Annotated in this window: 21 protein-coding genes and 1 riboswitch; of the genes, 5 read left to right on the top strand and 16 right to left on the bottom strand. The window is 34.0% G+C overall.

Going from position 1 to position 18,733, the window contains the following annotated elements; translation table 11 throughout:
* Positions 1-45: 45 nt before the first annotated feature.
* Positions 46-1,197, bottom strand: coding sequence for a HAMP domain-containing sensor histidine kinase (locus QMG60_RS07330; RefSeq protein WP_057117492.1), 1,152 nt, complete (start codon positions 1,195-1,197; stop codon positions 46-48).
* A gap of 160 nt (positions 1,198-1,357) precedes the next feature.
* On the opposite strand from QMG60_RS07330, the gene QMG60_RS07335 reads away from it, so the two are divergent.
* From QMG60_RS07335 to QMG60_RS07350, 4 genes are all read left to right on the top strand, one after another.
* Positions 1,358-2,233, top strand: a complete 876-nt coding sequence (locus QMG60_RS07335) for a flavin reductase family protein (RefSeq protein WP_281867352.1) — start codon at positions 1,358-1,360, stop codon at positions 2,231-2,233.
* A gap of 35 nt (positions 2,234-2,268) precedes the next feature.
* The gene (locus QMG60_RS07340; RefSeq protein WP_281867353.1) at positions 2,269-2,640 is read left to right on the top strand and encodes a DUF3127 domain-containing protein; all 372 of its coding nucleotides are present in this window, start codon (positions 2,269-2,271) and stop codon (positions 2,638-2,640) included.
* A 167-nt stretch (positions 2,641-2,807) separates the two neighbouring features.
* On the top strand, positions 2,808-3,446 hold the full coding sequence (aat, locus tag QMG60_RS07345; RefSeq protein ID WP_281867354.1) for a leucyl/phenylalanyl-tRNA--protein transferase: 639 nt from the start codon (positions 2,808-2,810) through the stop codon (positions 3,444-3,446).
* A gap of 2 nt (positions 3,447-3,448) precedes the next feature.
* Positions 3,449-4,243, top strand: coding sequence for an MOSC N-terminal beta barrel domain-containing protein (locus QMG60_RS07350; protein ID WP_281867355.1), 795 nt, complete (start codon positions 3,449-3,451; stop codon positions 4,241-4,243).
* Here the strand turns inward: QMG60_RS07350 and QMG60_RS07355 are convergent.
* The 11 genes from QMG60_RS07355 to QMG60_RS07405 form a co-directional block, all read right to left on the bottom strand.
* Complete coding sequence (locus QMG60_RS07355; protein ID WP_281867356.1) at positions 4,240-4,950, bottom strand: HesA/MoeB/ThiF family protein; 711 nt, start codon at positions 4,948-4,950, stop codon at positions 4,240-4,242. The two genes, QMG60_RS07350 and QMG60_RS07355, sit on opposite strands and share 4 nt — an antisense overlap.
* Positions 4,951-4,999: 49 nt before the next feature.
* Positions 5,000-6,127 (bottom strand): 2-iminoacetate synthase ThiH, encoded by a 1,128-nt coding sequence (thiH, locus tag QMG60_RS07360; RefSeq protein WP_281867357.1) that lies wholly within the window; start codon positions 6,125-6,127, stop codon positions 5,000-5,002.
* Positions 6,128-6,281: 154 nt separating this feature from the next.
* Positions 6,282-7,058 (bottom strand): thiazole synthase, encoded by a 777-nt coding sequence (locus QMG60_RS07365; RefSeq protein ID WP_281867358.1) that lies wholly within the window; start codon positions 7,056-7,058, stop codon positions 6,282-6,284.
* Positions 7,039-7,677 (bottom strand): thiamine phosphate synthase, encoded by a 639-nt coding sequence (locus QMG60_RS07370; protein ID WP_281867359.1) that lies wholly within the window; start codon positions 7,675-7,677, stop codon positions 7,039-7,041. The genes QMG60_RS07365 and QMG60_RS07370 overlap by 20 nt, the downstream gene beginning before the upstream one ends.
* On the bottom strand, positions 7,670-8,410 hold the full coding sequence (locus QMG60_RS07375; protein ID WP_281867360.1) for a hydroxymethylpyrimidine/phosphomethylpyrimidine kinase: 741 nt from the start codon (positions 8,408-8,410) through the stop codon (positions 7,670-7,672). Before QMG60_RS07375 ends, QMG60_RS07370 begins: the two co-directional genes overlap by 8 nt.
* A complete protein-coding gene (locus QMG60_RS07380) occupies positions 8,368-8,976 on the bottom strand; it encodes a thiamine phosphate synthase (protein ID WP_281867361.1) in 609 nt (202 codons plus the stop codon). The genes QMG60_RS07375 and QMG60_RS07380 overlap by 43 nt, the downstream gene beginning before the upstream one ends.
* A gap of 33 nt (positions 8,977-9,009) precedes the next feature.
* Positions 9,010-10,833 (bottom strand): phosphomethylpyrimidine synthase ThiC, encoded by a 1,824-nt coding sequence (gene thiC / locus QMG60_RS07385; protein WP_281867362.1) that lies wholly within the window; start codon positions 10,831-10,833, stop codon positions 9,010-9,012.
* Between the two features lie 128 nt (positions 10,834-10,961).
* Positions 10,962-11,168: a sulfur carrier protein ThiS gene (gene thiS / locus QMG60_RS07390; protein WP_281867363.1), complete on the bottom strand. Its 207-nt coding sequence runs from the start codon at positions 11,166-11,168 to the stop codon at positions 10,962-10,964.
* 65 nt (positions 11,169-11,233) lie between these two features.
* Positions 11,234-11,330: riboswitch (TPP riboswitch) on the bottom strand.
* 89 nt (positions 11,331-11,419) lie between these two features.
* Entirely contained in the window at positions 11,420-11,989 is a 570-nt protein-coding gene (locus QMG60_RS07395; protein ID WP_281867364.1) for a DNA-3-methyladenine glycosylase I, read from the bottom strand.
* A complete protein-coding gene (locus QMG60_RS07400) occupies positions 11,989-12,651 on the bottom strand; it encodes a hypothetical protein (RefSeq protein WP_134139333.1) in 663 nt (220 codons plus the stop codon). Before QMG60_RS07400 ends, QMG60_RS07395 begins: the two co-directional genes overlap by 1 nt.
* Positions 12,652-12,666: 15 nt before the next feature.
* Complete coding sequence (locus QMG60_RS07405) at positions 12,667-13,329, bottom strand: queuosine precursor transporter (protein WP_134139334.1); 663 nt, start codon at positions 13,327-13,329, stop codon at positions 12,667-12,669.
* A 174-nt stretch (positions 13,330-13,503) separates the two neighbouring features.
* Here QMG60_RS07405 and QMG60_RS07410 point away from each other — a divergent pair, with 174 nt between their 5' ends.
* Positions 13,504-15,567: a M3 family metallopeptidase gene (locus tag QMG60_RS07410; protein ID WP_281867365.1), complete on the top strand. Its 2,064-nt coding sequence runs from the start codon at positions 13,504-13,506 to the stop codon at positions 15,565-15,567.
* Positions 15,568-15,633: 66 nt separating this feature from the next.
* Here the strand turns inward: QMG60_RS07410 and tsf are convergent, their stop codons facing one another.
* The 4 genes from tsf to rplM form a co-directional block, all read right to left on the bottom strand.
* Complete coding sequence (gene tsf, locus QMG60_RS07415; RefSeq protein WP_113677488.1) at positions 15,634-16,596, bottom strand: translation elongation factor Ts; 963 nt, start codon at positions 16,594-16,596, stop codon at positions 15,634-15,636.
* Positions 16,597-16,735: 139 nt separating this feature from the next.
* A complete protein-coding gene (rpsB, locus tag QMG60_RS07420; RefSeq protein ID WP_057117475.1) occupies positions 16,736-17,506 on the bottom strand; it encodes a 30S ribosomal protein S2 in 771 nt (256 codons plus the stop codon).
* Positions 17,507-17,733: 227 nt separating this feature from the next.
* Positions 17,734-18,120 (bottom strand): 30S ribosomal protein S9, encoded by a 387-nt coding sequence (gene rpsI / locus QMG60_RS07425; protein WP_012023687.1) that lies wholly within the window; start codon positions 18,118-18,120, stop codon positions 17,734-17,736.
* Complete coding sequence (gene rplM / locus QMG60_RS07430; RefSeq protein ID WP_057117474.1) at positions 18,120-18,575, bottom strand: 50S ribosomal protein L13; 456 nt, start codon at positions 18,573-18,575, stop codon at positions 18,120-18,122. The genes rpsI and rplM overlap by 1 nt, the downstream gene beginning before the upstream one ends.
* Positions 18,576-18,733 lie beyond the last annotated feature (158 nt).

Here is an 18,733-nt window from a genome sequence, read left to right on the forward strand (position 1 = left end):
GCTTAGTCTGACAAAACAGATAATAAAAAGTGCAGTAAATTATTTTTACTGCACTTTTTTATTTAATAAGATTTGAAAAGTAGTTCCTTTTCCTATTTCAGACTGTAATACCTTTATATTCCCATTATGGTATTCCTCAACAATTCTTTTCGTTAAAGAAAGACCAAGTCCCCAGCCGCGCTTTTTGGTTGTGAAACCTGGTTCAAAAATGGTTTTAAATTGTTTTTTAGAAATTCCTGTTCCAGAATCTTTCACATTAATTTTTACATTAAAAGCATCTTGTTCAATTTTAAGATCTAAAGTTCCTTTTCCTTTCATGGCATCAATAGCATTTTTGACCAAATTTTCAATTGTCCAGCTGTGTAATGTTGGATTTATCATAGCAAAAATTGGTTCTTTTGGAGCTTCAAAAGAAAAAGCAACCTGTTTCGAAAATCGAGATTGAAGATACTCATATGCATTTTTTGTCTCTTCTACAATATTGTGATTTTCTAGAACTGGAACAGATCCAATTTTAGAAAAACGATCGGTGATAGTCTGCAGACGTTCTATGTCTTTTTCTATTTCAATACTTATAGAAGGATCAATCTCTTCGGTTTTTAATATTTCGACCCAGCCAATTAATGAAGACAATGGTGTGCCAATCTGGTGTGCAGTTTCTTTAGCCATTCCAGCCCAAAGTTTGTTTTGGGTTGCCATTTTAGTGCTTTTGTAAAAATTATAAATTAAAGCAACACATAAAACAATAATAAGAAATAAAGCAATTGGATAATATTTGAGTTTATTAAGTAATCCTGAATTTCCATAGTACAACGTCTGGTATTTCCCGGGAGCATATTCAAAAGTTATAGGCTCATTTTCATTTCTTAATTTATTCAAATAGGCTGCTCTTTTTTTCTTGTTACTAAGAATTTCATCAGGAACATTTGTCGCACTTACCACTTTGTCGTACAAAATAACTATAGCCGGAATAGAAGTATTGTTGTTGATGATTTGAAGCGGAAGTTCTACATCAGTATTTTCGTTTGCATTCACAATTGTAATTTGCGCATTTACAAAAAGTTTCATTTTTAAACGCTCCTCATTTTTAAATATTTGGAAGAAAGTATAAGTATTCCAAAGGATTAGAGAAATGATGATAAAGCAGAAGGAAATGATAATCCAGCGAGTTGTATTTGTTCTTTCAGAAAAAGACATATCAATTATTTTGTGGTATAAATATAACGAAATATACACATTTTATATTTTGCGACTGGCGAAAGTTTTTTTGTTTTATCTGCAAAACAATTTCTCATAATTAAACCATTTCAATACTTTTGCAGGTACCAAAATGAGATTTGGTTTTAAATCAAAAAGTATGATCAGTATTAATCCAAAAGAGATTCCAACGGCAAAGCTGCAGGGCTATCTGCAGAGCGCGATTGGTCCTAGACCAATTGCTTTTGCAAGTACAATCAGCGAAAAAGGAATTCCGAACCTCTCACCGTTTAGTTTCTTTAACGTTTTTAGTGCTAATCCGCCAATATTGGTTTTCTCACCGTCACGCCGCGTTCGTGATAATACCATCAAACATACTTTAATTAATGCCGAAGCAACTCGAGAAGTTGTTATAAATGTTGTAAATTACAACTTAGTACAACAGACGTCTTTAGCAAGCACAGAATATGGAGACGGAGTAAACGAATTCATAAAAGCCGGCTTAACCCAGATTCCTTCAGATTTAGTAAAACCATATCGTGTAAAAGAATCTCCAGTTCAATTTGAATGCAAGGTAACGCAGATTATTCCGTTAGGAGAAGAAGGCGGGGCAGGAAATTTAATTTTATGTGAAGTTGTAAAAATTCACATTCACGAATCAATTTTAGACGAGAACGGCGCAATAGATCAGCATAAAATTGATTTGGTATCGAGGTTAGGAAATAACTGGTATTCAAGATCAAATCAAGGACTTTTTGAAGTCGCAAAACCATTGACAACACTGGGAGTAGGAGTAGATAATATACCAGATTTTGTAAAAGCAAGTCCTGTTTTTGATGGAAATGATTTAGGTAAATTAGGCAACATTGAAGCCTTGCCTACAAAAGAAGAAGTTAGTATATTTGTGAAAGAAAATTTTTCTGTCAAAGGAGTTTTAAGTTCAGATGACCAGAAAAAAATACACTTAGAAGCCAAAAAATATCTCGACAATGGCGATGTTGAGTCGGCTTGGAAAGTACTTTTAGCAAAAAAATAAAAGAAAGAAAGAAACAATAATTAATATAGACGAAGATGGAAGTTACAGGAAAAGTAAAAGTGGTTAACCCAGAGCAGCAAGTTAGTGCCTCATTCAAAAAAAGAGAATTAGTTGTTACTACTGAGGAACAGTATCCACAACATATTTTAATCGAATTTACACAAGATAAATGCGATTTGTTGAGTAGCTATAAACAAGGAGAGGCAGTAAAAGTTTCTATCAATTTAAGAGGAAGAGAATGGGTTAATCCACAAGGAGAAACTAGATATTTCAATAGTATTCAAGGTTGGAGAATCGAAAGATTAGCAGATGCTGCACCTACGCAAGCGCCGCCAATGCCAACAGCAGAAACTTTTGCTCCAGCAACAAATGTAAGTGAAGACGAACCAGACGATTTACCGTTCTAAGAACGTTTAAATTTAAATATTTGAAATTCCAAATTCCAATTCATTGCTATGTTTTGGGATTTGGAATTTTAATTTTTGAGCTCTTTTGTTATTTATTCTTAAGTGAAAATGACAATGCTGCAGAAGTGTGGAATTTGGAATGTTTTCAAAATTGATTATTTAAAAAAATGTATTATTTATTCAAAGATTTATTTTTTCCGCCAGTTACAGAAGCAGATGAAGAAGGTGTTTTGGCTATTGGAGGCGATCTCAGTCCAGAACGTTTACAACTAGCTTATAAAAGTGGCATTTTTCCGTGGTTTAATGAAGGAGAACCCATTCTTTGGTGGGCACCAGATCCGAGAATGGTATTATTTTTTGATGAACTTGTAATATCTAAAAGTATGCGGAATATCTTAAATCGGAAAATGTTTAAAGTTACTTTTAATAAAAATTTCAAAGAAGTAATTTCAAATTGCCAGCAGATAAAACGTGACGGTCAAAACGGAACTTGGATATCAAACGATATGATCGATGCTTATTGCAAATTAAATGAGGACGGAATTGCAAAATCTGTTGAGGTTTGGCAGGATGATATTTTAGTTGGAGGTTTGTACGGAATTGATCTGGGACATGTTTTTTGTGGAGAAAGCATGTTTTCTAAAGTTTCAAATGCCTCAAAAACAGCTTTTATTGCTTTAGCTTTATATTTGCAAAAAGAAAATTATAAATTACTCGATTGTCAAGTTTATAATCCACATTTAGAGAGTTTAGGCTGTCGCGAAATTGATCGTGAAGAATTTATGTCCATTTTAAAAAGTAAGTAAAAATGAGTGTCGTTTATAGTGTAAAAGAAATTTATATTTATCCGATAAAAAGTCTGGCAGGAATAAGCTGTAAGTCTGCTTTTGCAGAAGAAATGGGATTTGAAAATGACCGCCGATGGATGCTAATCGATGCCGAAAATCAAATGCTAACGCAAAGAGAGCATCGCATTATGAGCCAGTTTTACCCGCAAATTTCAGATGGCAAAATTTGCATTACTTTTCAAGATCAAAAACATGAATTTTCTATTGATGAGCATTTGGAAAATTCGTTGGAAGTAAATGTTTGGGATGATAAAAGCGAAGTTGTTGAAGTAAATTACGAAACTTCAAAATGGTTCAGCCAGCATTTGGGATTTGAATGTAAATTGGTAAAAATTATAAAAAATGGAGACCGCAAACATGAAAGCTCCAGACTAAAAGAAACCTTCAATGTAAGTCTTGCCGATGGGTATCCATATTTGTTAATTGGGACAAAGAGTTTAGATTTCTTAAATGAAAAACTAGAAGATAAAATTACTGTTTTGAGATTTCGTCCCAATATTGTAATAAGTAGTGAAAATCCTCATGAAGAAGATGATTTTAAGACTTTTACCATTGGAGAAGTTCAGTTTAAAAACATAAAACCTTGCGGCAGATGTATTATGGTTAACAATGATCCTCAAAATGGACGTTTGAAAAAAGAGCCTCTCAAGACTTTAAGCAAATACAGAAATGTAGACAATTCAGTTTTATTTGGAACTAATATTGTGAGTTTAAATAACGGAATTATTAGTGTTGGCGATGAGGTTGTATTTTAGAAATTCAGCTTTGTAAAATTCCAGTTTAAAGTATTAAAAATTATCAATTCATTTTTTAAAGTTGGTAATTCTAGAATCAATTTTAAGGTTTCATGAGCCATCATATTACCAATAATTCCAGGCAATGTTCCTAAAACGCCATTCAAATTGCAATTAGGAACATCTTTTGGATCTGGCATTTCTGGAAATAAATCACGAAGATTTTTACTTTCTTTATGATTGAAAATCGCAATTTGTCCTTCAAACCTTAAAATGCTTCCATAAACTAATGGCTTTTTAAGCTGAACACAAGTATCATTGACCAAATAACGAGTCGAAAAATTATCAGAACCATCTACAATAATATCAAATTGTTCGATAATTTTTGAGGCATTTTCAGCAGTTAATTTTTCATTAATAGCAACAGCTTCAATCAACGGATTTAATTTAGAAACTACATCTTTTGCCACAGCTGCTTTGTGCTGGCCAATTTCATTTTCGGTATATAAAATCTGTCTGTGCAGATTATGAATTTCAATAGTGTCAAAATCCATAATTCCGATATAACCAACTCCAGCAGTTGCAATATATTGCAAAATCGGGCAACCCAAACCGCCTGCGCCAATTACTAAAACTTTAGCTTTTTTTAATTTTTCTTGTCCCTCATCACCAATTTCAGGCAGAATAGTTTGCCTGTTGTAACGAAGAAATTCTTGTATTATACTCATTTTTTTTAATTTTAGATTGATGAATAGTAGTGCAAAAAAAATCTGAAATCTAAACTCTAAAATCTGAAATATAACTTCTATCCCAATCTTTCCAAACGGGTTCGTAACCTTTCATTTTTATGATTTTTGAAATTTCTTCTGCAGAACGTTCATCACTGATTTCGAATTGTTCCAAAGACTGCGGATCAACAACATAACCACCCGGATTTGTTTTAGAACCAGCACTCATGCTCGTAACGCCAATTGGAATTATATTGTTTCTGAATTTCTCGTTCTCACGAGTTGAAATAGAAATTTCTAAATCCTCATTCCATAAACGATAGGCGCAGATTAACTGCGTCAGATCTTTATCATCCATGATAAAATTAGGTTCAATAATTCCTTCTGCAGGGCGGAGACGTGGAAACGAAACCGAATATTTAGTCTGCCAATATTTTTTTTGAAGATAATCTAAATGTAAAGCATTAAAGAAGCTGTCCGTTCGCCAATCTTCTAAACCTAATAAAACACCCAAGCCAATTTTATGAATTCCTGCAGAACCTATTCTGTCTGGAGTTTCTAATCTATAGTCAAAATTTGATTTTTTTCCTTTCGTATGATATTTTTTGTAAACTTCCTGATGATAAGTTTCCTGATAAACCAAAACCGAATAAACTCCAGCTTTATGCAGACGTTCATAATCTTCTGTTGAAAGAGGCTGAACTTCAACAGAAATAATCGAAAAATCTTTTCGAATCAAGTCAATTGCATTTAGAAAATAGTTAATATTTACGGTATAATTAGCTTCGCCTGTGACCAGTAAAACATGATCGAAGCCAGTGTTTTTTAAGGCTTCAACTTCTACTTTTATCTCAGCATCAGTCAGCGTTTTTCTTTTGATTTTATTGTCTAGACTAAATCCACAATAGGTACAAATGTTCTGGCATTCGTTGCTCAAATACAACGGTGCATACATTTGAATCGTTTTCCCGAAGCGTTTTTTGGTGATTTCATGGCATTTTTGTGCCATTTGCTCTAAATAATTTTGAGCAATTGGAGAAATCAAAATCAAAAAATCCTCGAGATTGTATTTGGTTTTAGCCAAAGTGCGTTCAATATCTTTTGACGTGGTTTTATATATCTTGGATTGGATTTCATCCCAATTATATTGCTCAAAAATAGATTTAAAAGTATTCATGTGAGTTTAGTTTTACTGCAAAAGTTTTTTAACGCAAAGCGCGCTAAGAATACGCAAAGATCGCTAAGCTTTGAGTTCTTGTCTTTGACAAAAAGTCCGCAAAGCTTTGCGAATTTTGCGAAAAAACCTTGCGGACTTTGCGTTAGGAAAAAAATTACTCATAAAGAAATGAAGTCAAAGGACTAGAAGCAACGGCATAATTTTGCTGATTAGCAATTCTAGCTTCAAAAGCTTTTCGGCCTGCAATTACAGCTTCTCTAAAAGCCTCAGCCATTAATTTCGGATTTCCAGCCACAGCAATTGCAGTATTCACTAAAACCGCATCGGCACCAATTTCCATTGCTTTTGCAGCGTCAGATGGAGCGCCGATTCCAGCATCTACAATTACCGGAACAATGCTTTGTTCGATAATAATTTCCAGAAAATCAATCGTTTTCAAACCTTTGTTACTGCCAATTGGTGAACCCAAAGGCATAACAGCAGCTGTTCCTGCACTTTCTAAATGTTTACATAAAACAGGATCAGCATGAATGTAAGGCAGAACAAAAAAACCGAGTTTTGCCATTTCTTCTGTTGCTTTCAAAGTTTCTATAGGATCAGGCATTAAGTATTTGGGATCAGGATGAATTTCTAGTTTTACCCAATTGGTTTCCAAAGCTTCACGAGCCAATTGTGCGGCAAAAACAGCTTCTTTTGCATTTCGTGCTCCAGATGTATTGGGTAATAAATTAATATTTGGATGTTTTAAATGAGATAAAATAGCGTCGGTTTCTGTTTCTAAATCAATACGTTTGAGGGCGACAGTAACCAATTCACTTTCTGAAGCCAAAATAGCCTGCTCCATTTCTTCATTCGAGCCAAATTTTCCTGTTCCTAAAAACAAACGTGATTTGAAAGTTTTGTCTCCAATATTAAACAATGACGTTTGCATATAATTTTTCTTTTAATTGTTGAATTAATTTTTCCTTTTCCTCGCTTTCTGTAATGATTCCAGAAACCGCAATTCCGTTAATTCCAGTTTCCATTAACGGATTTATATCTCGCAGTGTGATGCCTCCAATTGCATAAACAGGAACATCAATTTTATCTTTCTTCAGTCTTTGAAGAATGTCAAAATAACCTGACAACCCTAAAATTGGACTTAGTTTTTCTTTCGTTGCAGTAAAACGAAAAGGCCCTAAACCAATATAATCACAGCCGTTTTTGACATGATTCTGAATATCTTCAAAAGTATTAGCAGTTCCGCCAATTATTTTTTCAGAGCCTAAAATTGCTCTCGCTTCATCAATTTTTGTGTCTGTTAATCCCAGATGAACTCCATCTGCTTCAATTTGCTGGGCGAGATGTAAATCATCATTTACAATAAATTTGACCTGATATTCGTCGCATAGAAGTTTTACAGCTTCTCCCAAAGTGAGCCTATTTTGAGTTGTTTGATTTTTAAATCGCATTTGTATCCACTCACATCCAGCATCAAGAGCTTGATGTATATTGCGTAATTGTTCTTCGATTGTTTCGCCTTGCGAAATGTATTGCAGTTTATTATACATAATGATATCCGATTAAAGTTGAAGTTGAGCTCAAATAATTTTCGATATATATTTTGGCATTTTTACAGGCTTCTATCATAGTTTGGTTTAATGCTAAGTTGGATGCAATTGCAGAAGAAAGTACACAGCCAGAGCCATGTTTTTCAAAGCATTTCTGGTTTGAAGGAAGCAATTCTAAAATTTCATCTTCTAGAAATAAAGTATCTGTTCCTAAAGCCTTTTTGTTATGTCCGCCTTTCAATAAAATGTCTGTTAAGAAGCTATTTTCTTTAGAACTAAAATCAGGAAACAGAATTTTGGCTTCATGATAATTCGGTGTAATCAAATCGATTTTGGGAAGTATTTTATTTAATCTTTCATGATCTTCAATATTCATAAATACAAATTTTGTGGTCGATTTTAAAACTGGATCCCAAACGATTTTTGTTGAAGGAGAAAGTAGTTTTATAGTCGAAATAACTTGATTTAAGTCGTATAGAGAGGCTACAATTCCAATTTTGACAACAGCAATTTTATAATTAGAAAACAGCGTTTCGATAGACCGAATAACAAAATTCAAATTCGTCCATTCAATTTCATAAAACTGATTTTTCGTCTGAATTGTATTCGCTGTCGAAATGGCAAAACCAGTTACTTTGTGCTGTTCAAAGGTTTTGATATCAGCCAAAATCCCAGCGCCACCAGACGGATCTAAGCCTGCGATTGTAAGTACGAAAGGGCGATTTGCTGGCATAATGTAAATTGTTTTAAAGGATTTTCATTCTTCCAGATGCTTCCCAAAAGAGCAATATCATCAAAACCGTTTTGAAGCACTTTTTGAATATTTTGCGAATCAATGCCGCCTAAAGCGATGACTTTTGTTTTATAGTTTGTTCGTGATTTTATCTCTTCAAAAAGATCTGTTTCTGGATGATAATTTTCTTTTGAAATACTTTTAAAAACTGGACTTAAAAAAGCGTAATCAAAATCACTATCTAATAAATTGAAATCTTTAATAGAATGTGTTGATGTTGAATACCTACAAGGTTCTGAAAACCTTTCAGGAGAGTCATGAGTTTGCTTTCTTTCTTTTTCAGAAAAATGAAATCGGTTAATTCCAAAATCTTCTGCCAATGCATGATGATTGTGCAAAACAATTCGATCTCTAAATTCTAGTTTTATTTGATGAATGAACTGCGCCATTTCCAATTCAGAAAAATCAGGTTTTCTAATATGAAGCAAAGACAATCCCTCGGCAAATAAAGATTGAATCATATTTGTTTCATTTTCAACAGAAAAAGGATTCGTAATTACAATCATATCTTTCCTCTTTATTCTTTACTCTATTTTCTTCTAAATATAAATCTCTTTCCCCTGTTCAATAAATTCTTCTGATTTCTCCTGCATTCCTTTTTCTGCGGCAGCGACATCTCTAATTTCCTGAGATATTTTCATAGAGCAGAATTTTGGTCCACACATCGAACAAAAATGAGCCACTTTTGCACCGTCTGCAGGAAGGGTTTCGTCGTGAAATTCTCTAGCGGTATCAGGATCTAAAGCCAAATTAAACTGGTCTTCCCAGCGGAATTCGAAACGAGCTTTACTTAATGCATTATCACGATATTGTGCACCCGGATGTCCTTTTGCTAAATCTGCAGCGTGTGCTGAAATTTTATACGTGATTACACCATCTTTAACGTCTTTTTTATTGGGTAAACCAAGATGCTCTTTTGGTGTCACATAACACAACATGGCACAGCCGTACCAACCAATCATAGCAGCACCAATTGCCGATGTGATATGATCGTAACCAGGTGCAATATCGGTTGTTAAAGGTCCTAAAGTGTAAAACGGAGCTTCATGGCAATGTTCTAATTGTTTGTCCATGTTTTCTTTAATCATATGCATTGGTACGTGACCTGGACCTTCAATAAAAACTTGAACATCATGTTTCCATGCGATTTTGGTCAATTCGCCTAAAGTTTCCAATTCAGCAAACTGCGCAGCGTCGTTCGCATCAGCAATGGAACCTGGACGTAAACCATCGCCTAAAGAAAAAGCAACATCATATTGTTTCATGATTTCGCAGATTTCCTCAAAATGTGTGTACAAGAAGTTTTCTTTATGATGAAATAAACACCATTTTGCCATAATCGAACCACCACGTGAAACGATTCCGGTAACTCGATTGGCGGTTAAATGAATGTAACGAAGCAATACTCCGGCGTGAATGGTAAAATAGGAAACGCCTTGTTCTGCCTGTTCTATTAAAGTATCGCGGAAAATTTCCCAAGTTAAATCTTCGGCAACTCCTTTTACTTTTTCTAATGCCTGATAAATAGGAACAGTACCAATTGGAACTGGAGAATTACGAATAATCCATTCTCTGGTTTCGTGAATGTTTTTTCCTGTTGATAAATCCATTATGGTGTCAGCGCCCCATCGACATGCCCAAACGGCTTTTTCAACTTCTTCTTCAATGCTCGAAGTCACAGCGCTGTTACCAATATTGGCATTTATTTTAACCAAAAAGTTTCGCCCCACAATCATTGGTTCACTTTCTGGATGATTGATGTTGTTTGGAATAATAGCTCTGCCACAGGCAACTTCAGATCGCACAAATTCTGGAGTAATTTTGCTTTTTGGAGTGTTGGCTCCAAAACTGTGACCGCTGTGCTGACATTGCATAGCTTTTGTTTGCTCATTTAAAAGCTCGATACGCTGATTTTCACGAATCGCGATGTATTCCATTTCCGGAGTAATAATTCCTTGTTTAGCATAATACAATTGCGTTACGTTTGCGCCTTTTTTAGCTCTTTTTGGCTGATGCAAATACTCAAAACGAAGATGATTTAGCGTTTCATCTTTTAATCGGCTTTGACCATAATCTGATGTGATTTCATCTAAAATCTCGACATCATTACGATCTAGGATCCAACTTTCGCGTAAGCGTGGCAATCCTTTTCTAATATCAATTTCAATATTAGGATCGGTGTAAGGACCAGAAGTATCATAAACTGTTACGGGCGGATTTTTTTCAATTCCGCCATTTGAAAGTTTGGTGTCACTCAAAGCAATTTCGCGCATCGCTACTTTGATAGGATGAATTTCTCCGTTTATATAAACTTTTGTAGAATTTGGAAACGGGGTTCTGGATATTTGTTCTTCGTTTGTCATAATATTTTTGTTTCAGGTTTGAAGTTTCAAGTTTCAGGTTGATGCAGATTGTGTATATAGAGGCGCACTGGAGTGCGTCTACTTCCAGTATTAATTGGAATTTGGTTTTTAAAATTTGGAATTTATTTCTAACCTCCCTGCGTGGCAGAAATAATTAAGATTTCGTCAGTTCCTTGTACGAGGAATTCGTTCCATTTAATTTTTGGAACAACGGTATTGTTAATCGCAACGGCGATTCCGTTTTGTTTGTGCGGAATTTCGAGATCGAGCAATGATTGAACGCTTAGCGATTCAGCATTGAAATGTTTAATTTGTTGGTTGATTTTTAGTTCCATTCCCTTTGAATTTAGTATATAGTTATACTTTAGGAATGGCTACAAGAACGCATAAAAATGCGTGCAGAAGTCATCTTACTTTTCCCTACGCTAGTATGAACTAGATCAGGTTCAGAGGGTAAAATCTCAGCCTACAAGTTGTAGACACCCCTAAAGTGTGAAGCAAATATAATGATTTTTGTTTAAAAGTTTCAGGTTTCAAGTTTCAGGTTTAAAAAAAAACTGATACTGTCACTGAAAACTGCGACTGATTACTGAGTTCTTGTCCAGCAATCTTCGGCGTGATCATTGACCATTCCGGTTGCTTGCATGTGTGCGTAAATTACGGTTGAACCCACAAATTTAAAACCTCTCTTTTTCAAATCTTTACTTATTTCGTCAGAAAGAGGCGTAGTAGCCGGAACATCTTTTGAAGTTTTGGGATGGTTTATTATAGGTTTTCCATTTGTGAATTTCCAAATATAATCCGAAAAGCTTCCAAATTCTTCCTGAACTTTCATAAATGCCTGAGCATTTGAAACTGCTGATTTTATTTTAAGTTTATTGCGGATGATTCCGGTATTCTGCAATAATTCTTCGATTTTATCTTCAGAATAATTGGCGATTTTTTGATAATCAAAATGATCAAATGCATTTCTGAAATTTTCTCTTTTATTTAAAATCGTGATCCAGCTAAGTCCAGCTTGAAAGGTTTCTAAAATTAAAAATTCAAATAGAGTAGAATCATCATAAACTGGAACGCCCCATTCTTCATCATGATATTTTTTATATAAATCGCTGGCAGAACACCAGCCGCATCTTATAAGATTTTCTTGTTCCATTACTTCCCGATTTGCCAGCTGTATCCTTTTACTGTCGGAATATAGGCTGATCTGCCAATTATGATTAAGTTGTTATAGATTTTTTTCTCATATTTTATTCCAATTGCCGTACCTGAAGTATACAATTTATTGGATTTGAAAGCAATTTTCATACTGCCATCTTTGAATTTGGCATCAGAAACTTTTTCTAAGAGCCATGTAGATTTCCATTTTACGGCTATTTCGTCTTCCGCAATTTTTGTAATGCTTTTAACTATTTTGACAGCTTCTTTCGGGATTTGAAAATTTTGTGTCAGCTCTTTTTGAGTAAAGGTTTCACCTATTTCACTATTAGAAAGTATTTTTTTTAAATTAGCGAAAGTCATTAAATTATCGCTGCTTTCATTTTTTTCTGCTGTGCTTTGCAGATTTTGTATTTCAGGTTTGACCAGTGTATCTTTTTTTAATGCAGAATTATTTTTTGCATTACTGTTCTGTTTCCTTGTAAAATCTTTTATGGCCGATTTTTCTAAGGAGCTTTTTTTGAATTTTTTTTCTGAAACTGGGGTTAATTTATTTACAGAGGTAATCATTTCCTTTTTTGGCTGTTTTTTGGAATCGTTGCCACAGCTTGTAAAGAAATAAGTTAACGAAAGTAATATAATGAGACCCGTTTTTTTCATGATATTAAATTACACTTAATTTTTGAGAGAAGGGTCCTCATCTAAATATTTTTTAATCAAATGATGTCCTAAGTAAATTGCTGGTGTTAGTAAAATTGCAATTGCTAGTTTAAAAGTGTATCCAATTAATCCTGAAGAAATAAAAGTATCAAAATCAATTTTCCCTGGAAGCCAGAAAGCAATTCCAAGCACTATAAATGAATCGAACAATTGTGAAATTACAGTTGATCCTGTCGTTCTCAGCCATATTTTTTTATGTCCCGTTCGGTTTCTAAAGAACCAAAAAACGCTGACATCAATTAACTGTGAAACCATAAAGGCAATAATACTTCCCACAATAATCCACATACTTTGCCCGAATACAGCTTGAAATTGTTCATCATTTACTGGGCTGATTCCTTTTGCGGCAGGAATTACAATCGCCATAAACAAAATCAGAAAAGCATAAGCGATTAGGCATGCGGTTATAAAGGAAAGTTTTTTTACTCCTTTTTCACCAAAATATTCATTAATTAAATCTGTGGTTAAAAATACAATTGGCCAAGGTAGAATTCCTATACTCATTACAAACGGACCAACTTGAATTAATTTACCTCCAATAAGTTCTGCAACAACTGCATTCGTGATAAATATTCCTGCTAGAATTACAAAAACGATTTCTTTTCTGGTTTTAAACATGTTGTTTTAGGTGTTGATGTTTCAAAATTAAACTATTTCTTTTAAATCTTAGAATCCATCAATTTTTATAATTCATTATAACACTAAAGTTTGCTTTCGATTGGTTAATTTTGAGAATCTGTTGTTTTCTATTCGTTAGAAAATTTATACAGAAATTAATTAATGTTATTTATTATGAAAGCACAAATTGAGTTAGATAATCCTTTATTACAAGATTGGTCTGGTCCTTACGGAGGAGTTCCAGATTTTACCAAATATAAAGTCTCAGATTTTAAGCCCGCAATAGAATTTGCTATTCAGGAAAAGTTGAATGAAATAGATGCAATTGCCAATAATACCGAAAAGCCAACATTTCAAAATACAATTACAGCTTTAGAGCTTTCGGGTGAAAAATTAGAACGAATTCATGCTGTTTATGGAATTTACAGATCGAATTTAAGTACTCCCGAATTCAATATTGTTGATACCGAAATGTCTCCAAAATTGGCGGCAATAAATGATAAACTCTATCAAAATGAAAAACTTTTTTTAAGAATTGAATCTTTATACAAATCTGAAGATAGTAAGAAATTGACAGATGAGCAGCAGCGACTGCTTTGGCTTTATTATACTGATTTTGTTCGAGAAGGAGCAGAGTTGCATAAAGAAGATAAAGATAAAGTGGCCAAGATTAATCAAGAACTGGCAAGTCTTTTTACTTTATTCAGTCAGAAATTATTAGCAGAAGAAAACGATCAGTATATCGAATTAAAAACAGAATCTGATTTTGATGGACTTCCTAAAGAATTTAAAAATGCAGCAATAGCAGAAGCTAGAGAAAGAAATCTGAATGTTTTAGGATGTATTGGGAATACAAGATCTTCCATTGAGCCGTTTTTAACCTTTTCAAGCCAAAGAAATTTAAGAGAAAAGGCATTTGATATTTTCGTTAAACGAGGTGATAACGGTAATGAAAATGATACTAATAGTACTTTGGTTTCTATTTTAAAATTAAGGGCAGAAAAGGCAAAAATATTAGGTTTTAAGAATTTTGCAGAGTGGAGTTTGTCTAATAAAATGGCAAAAGATCCGCAAAAGACTTTAGATTTAATGGATTCTGTTTGGAAACCAGCTGTTGAAAAAGTAAAAAATGATGTTGCTGCCATGCAGGAAATGGTGAACCAAGAAGGAGGAAACTTCAAAATTCAGCCTTGGGATTACCGCTATTATGCGGAGAAAGTTCGAAAAGCAAAATATGATTTAGATGAAAATGAAATAAAACAATATCTTCAATTGGAAAATCTCCGTGAAGGAATGTTTTGGACAGCAAGTGAATTATTTGATTTAGGTTTTAAACAATTATTTGATGTTCCAGTTTATCACCCAGATGTTCGCGTTTGGGAAGTAAATAATAAAAATACAGGAGAACCAATTGGGTTATGGTATTTCGATCCATACGCGCGCGTAGGAAAGCGTTCTGGGGCTTGGATGAATTCACATCGCGATCAGCAGAAAATAAATGGAAAAGTACTTCCAATCGTATCTAACAATTGCAATTTTATAAAAGGAAATGCAGATGAACCAGTTTTAATTTCCTGGGATGATGCAACAACTTTATTTCATGAATTTGGTCATGCTTTGCATGGTTTGTGTTCCAATGTTACCTATCCAAGTTTATCTGGAACTTCTGTCGCTAGAGATTATGTGGAATTTCCATCGCAGCTATTAGAACACTGGCTTTCAACTCCAGAAGTATTAAATAAATTTGCACTTCATTATAAAACGAATGAACCTCTATCGCAGTCATTAGTAGAAAGAATTGCAGAAGCTGCTAATTTTAATGAAGGTTTTGCAACTGTTGAAACGATCTCGAGTTCTTTTGTGGATATGAAACTGCATTTAACAACAGAAACTATTGATCCGCATAAATTTGAGAAACAAGTTTTAGAGGAAATCAATATGCCGTCGGAGATTGTTATGCGTCACAGAATTCCACAGTTTGCCCATATTTTTTCAAGTGACGGATATGCTGCAGGATATTATAGTTATTTATGGGCCGATGTGATAAATGCAGATGCGTATGAGGCATTTTTAGAAGGAAACGGACCTTTTGATAAAAAGGTTTCTAAACGTCTTTATGATACTGTTTTAAGTGTTGGAAATACGATAGACAATGAAAAAATGTATGAAAATTTTAGGGGACATGCTCCAAAGTCAGATGCTTTAATGCGAGCGAGAAATTTTCCAATCGAGAATTAAAAGCTGAAATAAAAAAAGCCCGAATAACTAGTATTCGGGCTTTTCTTTTATTGAAAAAATAATATATTAACCTAAAGTAACTCTTTTGAAACCTGTAATTTCAACATTGAATCCTTTAACATAATCACCAACTTTTTTACTATCATCTTTGATGAAGTTTTGATCTAATAAAGCTTTTTCTTGATCTAAAGTAGTGTTGTCAGAGATGAAACGTTGTACTTTTCCTGGAACAATTTTATCCCAAATTTGTTCTGGTTTACCTTCAGCTTTCAATTCAGCTTTAGCGTCTTCTTCAGCTTGTTTTAAAACTTCTTCAGTTAATTGAGAGTAAGAAATGTATTTAGGAACATTTTTTAAAGTTTTTCCTAAACGTGCAGCTTCTTCATTTTCTTTTTCGATTACCGCAATACGAGCAGCAAGTTCAGAAGCAACGAAAGCAGGATCAAAATCTTTGTAAGATAATGTATCAGCTCCCATAGAAGCAACTTGCATAGAAACATCTTTTGTTAAAGTTTCAGCATTAGCGATTGGAGAAGAAATAGCTGTTAAAGCAGCAATTTTGTTTACGTGAACATAAGATCCAACGAAAGCACCTTCTAAAATTTCAAAGCCACCGATTTCGATTTTTTCACCGATAACACCAGTTTGCTCGATTAATTTTTCAGCAACAGTAATTCCATTGAAATCTGAAGCTAAGAATTCTTCTTTAGAAGAGAAGTTAATAGCTCTTTCAACTAAATCTTTAGCTAAAGTTACGAAAGCCTCATTTTTACCTACGAAATCTGTTTCACAGTTCAAAGTTAAAATAGCTCCTTTAGTGTGGTCAGCATTAACAAAAGAAACAGCAGCTCCTTCAGAAGACTCACGGTCAGAACGGTTAGCAGCAACTTTTTGTCCTTTTTCTCTAAGGACTTGTATAGCTTTATCGAAATCTCCATCAGCTTCAACTAAAGCTTTTTTACAGTCCATCATTCCGGCACCTGTAGATTGTCTTAATTTATTTACGTCTGCAGCAGTAATTGTTGCCATAATATTTTGAATTTTAATGTTAAAAGTAAAAATTCCAGCTTTTAAATCCCAAACTCCAATTTTAATAAATTATCAACATAATGTTTTTAATTTTTTTTCTTGGATTTTGGAATTTAAAATTTGGAATTTAAAATTTGATTTATTCTTCAGTTGCAGGAGCAGCAGCTTCAGCTTCAACAGCAGGAGCAGCTTCTTCAGCAGTTTCAACTTCTTTTTCAGAACCTCTGTCAGAAAGACCTTCGATTACTGCAGTAGTTACTAAAGATAAAATTTTGTCAATTGATTTAGAAGCGTCATCATTTGCTGGAATCACGTAATCAACCTCTCTTGGGTCAGAATTCGTATCAACCATTGCGAAAACTGGAATGTTTAATTTTTGAGCTTCTTTTATTGCGATGTGTTCAGCTTTGATATCTACTACGAACAATGCTGCAGGTAGTCTAGACATATCAGCAATTGAACCTAAGTTTTTCTCTAATTTAGCACGTAGACGATCAACTTGCAAACGCTCTTTTTTAGATAGAGTGTTGAAAGTACCATCTTTCTTCATTTTATCAATAGAAGACATTTTTTTAACTGCCTTTCTGATAGTTACGAAGTTAGTTAGCATTCCACCTGGCCATCTTTCAGTGATGTAAGGCATGTTTGCAGCTTTTGCTTTATCAGCAACGATGTCTTTTGCTTGTTTTTTGGTAGCTACGAATAAAATTTTTCTACCTGATGCAGCGATTTTTTTCAAAGCTTCATTAGCTTCTTCAATTTTAGCTGCAGTTTTATATAGATTGATAATGTGAATACCATTACGCTCCATATAAATGTAAGGAGCCATGTTTGGATCCCATTTTCTAGTCATGTGTCCGAAGTGAACACCTGCTTCTAGTAATTCTTTTACTTCTATTTTGTTTGCCATTTTTGTACTAGTTTACGTTCTGTTGATTAGCAATGTGTTTTGGCTTTAGGCGCTAAGCTGTAAGCTTTAGGCTTCGAGCATTGACTTTAAGACTTTCGACTTTAAGACTCAACCCATTTAGATGCTAAACTATATCCTACCTCGATAGGAGAGCAACAATAACTGTGTTTTTTAATTTCAATAAATAATTGATAATGTCTTGTCCCATTTGAACAAGACAGGTAATATTAACGTTTAGAGAATTGGAATCTCTTACGAGCTTTCTTCTGACCGAATTTCTTACGTTCAACCATTCTTGGGTCTCTTGTTAATAAACCTTCTGGTTTAAGGATTCCTCTGTTTTCAGCGTTAACTTCACACATTACGCGTGCTAATGCCATTCTTACAGCTTCTGCCTGACCAGTTGTACCACCTCCGTAAACGTTTACTTTAACATCAAAGTTGTTTACATTTTCTGTCATAGACAATGGTTGTAAAACTTTGTATTGTAAAGTTGCAGTTGGAAAGTAAGTTGCGAATTCTTTTTTGTTTACAGTGATATTTCCTGTTCCTTCAGAAACGTATACACGTGCAACAGCGGTTTTTCTTCTACCGATTTTGTGAATAACTCCCATTACTTAAGATCATTTAGGTTAACAGTTCTAGGTTTTTGAGCTCCGTGTTTGTGCTCAGATCCTACAACAACATTTAGATTTCTAAAAAGTTCTGCTCCTAATTTGTTTTTAGGTAACATACCTTTTACAGCTTTTTCTACTAATAATGCAGGGTTTTTAGCTTGCAATACTTTAGCAGTTAAAGTTCTTTGTCCTCCTGGGTAACCTGTATGACGCATGTAAATTTTGTCATTCAATTTTGTACCTGTAAGGTTAATTTTTTCTGAGTTGATAACAATTACGTTATCTCCACAGTCAACGTGCGGTGTGTAACTTGGCTTGTACTTACCTCTTAAGATCATTGCAACTTTAGAAGCAAGACGTCCTAAGTTATGACCTTCAGCGTCAACAACAATCCACTCTTTAGTTACAGTGGCTTTGCTAGCTGAAACTGTTTTGTAGCTTAATGCGTCCATAATATTATTTTAATTAAACATTCCATCCCCAATAAAGGGGATGCAAAAGTACAATTAATTATTTTAAAACCAAATACCTGAAAAGAATATTTTATGTACTGAAAATCAGGGCTTCAGTTTTTTAATAAATCAAGTCATAAAAAAAACCGTCTCACATT

Origin of the sequence: Flavobacterium sp. GSB-24, from assembly GCF_027924665.1 — a bacterium.
GTDB lineage: Bacteria > Bacteroidota > Bacteroidia > Flavobacteriales > Flavobacteriaceae > Flavobacterium.

Excerpts from the sequence above, each read along its gene's own strand:
- QMG60_RS07375 (WP_281867360.1), bottom strand. The coding sequence starts at position 8,410 with ATGCCAGCAAATCGCCCTTTCGTACTTACAATCGCAGGCTTAGATCCG.
- rplM (WP_057117474.1), bottom strand. The coding sequence starts at position 18,575 with ATGGACGCATTAAGCTACAAAACAGTTTCAGCTAGCAAAGCCACTGTA.
- QMG60_RS07410 (WP_281867365.1), top strand. The coding sequence starts at position 13,504 with ATGAAAGCACAAATTGAGTTAGATAATCCTTTATTACAAGATTGGTCT.
- QMG60_RS07355 (WP_281867356.1), bottom strand. The coding sequence starts at position 4,950 with ATGAGTATAATACAAGAATTTCTTCGTTACAACAGGCAAACTATTCTG.
- aat (WP_281867354.1), top strand. The coding sequence starts at position 2,808 with ATGTATTATTTATTCAAAGATTTATTTTTTCCGCCAGTTACAGAAGCA.
- QMG60_RS07380 (WP_281867361.1), bottom strand. The coding sequence starts at position 8,976 with ATGATTGTAATTACGAATCCTTTTTCTGTTGAAAATGAAACAAATATG.
- thiC (WP_281867362.1), bottom strand. The coding sequence starts at position 10,833 with ATGACAAACGAAGAACAAATATCCAGAACCCCGTTTCCAAATTCTACA.
- QMG60_RS07330 (WP_057117492.1), bottom strand. The coding sequence starts at position 1,197 with ATGTCTTTTTCTGAAAGAACAAATACAACTCGCTGGATTATCATTTCC.
- QMG60_RS07405 (WP_134139334.1), bottom strand. The coding sequence starts at position 13,329 with ATGTTTAAAACCAGAAAAGAAATCGTTTTTGTAATTCTAGCAGGAATA.
- QMG60_RS07340 (WP_281867353.1), top strand. The coding sequence starts at position 2,269 with ATGGAAGTTACAGGAAAAGTAAAAGTGGTTAACCCAGAGCAGCAAGTT.
- QMG60_RS07370 (WP_281867359.1), bottom strand. The coding sequence starts at position 7,677 with ATGTATAATAAACTGCAATACATTTCGCAAGGCGAAACAATCGAAGAA.
- rpsB (WP_057117475.1), bottom strand. The coding sequence starts at position 17,506 with ATGGCAAACAAAATAGAAGTAAAAGAATTACTAGAAGCAGGTGTTCAC.
- thiS (WP_281867363.1), bottom strand. The coding sequence starts at position 11,168 with ATGGAACTAAAAATCAACCAACAAATTAAACATTTCAATGCTGAATCG.
- QMG60_RS07365 (WP_281867358.1), bottom strand. The coding sequence starts at position 7,058 with ATGCAAACGTCATTGTTTAATATTGGAGACAAAACTTTCAAATCACGT.
- rpsI (WP_012023687.1), bottom strand. The coding sequence starts at position 18,120 with ATGGGAGTTATTCACAAAATCGGTAGAAGAAAAACCGCTGTTGCACGT.
- tsf (WP_113677488.1), bottom strand. The coding sequence starts at position 16,596 with ATGGCAACAATTACTGCTGCAGACGTAAATAAATTAAGACAATCTACA.
- QMG60_RS07350 (WP_281867355.1), top strand. The coding sequence starts at position 3,449 with ATGAGTGTCGTTTATAGTGTAAAAGAAATTTATATTTATCCGATAAAA.
- QMG60_RS07335 (WP_281867352.1), top strand. The coding sequence starts at position 1,358 with ATGATCAGTATTAATCCAAAAGAGATTCCAACGGCAAAGCTGCAGGGC.
- QMG60_RS07400 (WP_134139333.1), bottom strand. The coding sequence starts at position 12,651 with ATGAAAAAAACGGGTCTCATTATATTACTTTCGTTAACTTATTTCTTT.
- QMG60_RS07395 (WP_281867364.1), bottom strand. The coding sequence starts at position 11,989 with ATGGAACAAGAAAATCTTATAAGATGCGGCTGGTGTTCTGCCAGCGAT.
- thiH (WP_281867357.1), bottom strand. The coding sequence starts at position 6,127 with ATGAATACTTTTAAATCTATTTTTGAGCAATATAATTGGGATGAAATC.